This is a genomic window from Methylobacterium sp. WL18, assembly GCF_008040015.1.
GTDB classification, from domain to species: Bacteria; Pseudomonadota; Alphaproteobacteria; order Rhizobiales; family Beijerinckiaceae; genus Methylobacterium; species Methylobacterium mesophilicum.
The window spans coordinates 1-574 of sequence record NZ_VRVD01001256.1 but is presented as its reverse complement, the minus strand read 5'-3'; the positions used below and the strand labels follow the sequence as shown (position 1 = coordinate 574).

At 74.7% G+C, this 574-nt stretch carries 1 pseudogene; it reads right to left on the bottom strand.

What is annotated here, in order from left to right:
• Nucleotides 1-185 precede the first annotated feature (185 nt).
• Nucleotides 186-574: pseudogene (locus tag FV228_RS32175) on the bottom strand (hypothetical protein); the annotation flags it as partial.

The following is a 574-nucleotide window of genomic DNA, read 5'->3' as shown; positions in this document are numbered from 1 at the left end:
TCGCGGGACCGGGCGGCTCCGGCCCCGACCGGGCGGCGCGTCATCTCCTCGGGCATCCGGGATCCTCTGGCGGCGGATCCTCGGGTATCGCCCTCCCTCCGGAGCACGGCAAGGCCGGAGCGCGCGCGGCGGCCCCCAGGTGGGGCGGACCGGTCAGTAGAGCCGCGTATTTCGGGACGCGCCCCTCAAGGCCAGACCCGGATCGCCACCGGGCGGCGCACCAGGTCCCGGTCGGAGGTGATCGTGCAGCCCTCGACGCGCAGGGTCGCGTAGGTCAGCAGCGCTCCGTCGCCGACATCGTCGAAGTTGCGGCCCCGCGCGCCCGGATCGAGGAGCGACGGGTAGGCGATCAGCGGCGCGGTCGCCATGCAGGGATCGTCGTACAGGGTCGCGCCTTCGAGGAGCAGGCGCGGCGTGTCCCAGGCGAGCAGGTCGCGCGAGGTGGTCCAGTAGAAGCCGGAGCGTGCGAAGGTGCCGCCGACCTTGGCCATGAACACAGCGATCCAGGCGCCCGTGGCCCGGTGGCGGACGACCGCGCCGACCGGCCCCGGGAACGGCCCCACGGGCCGGCAGG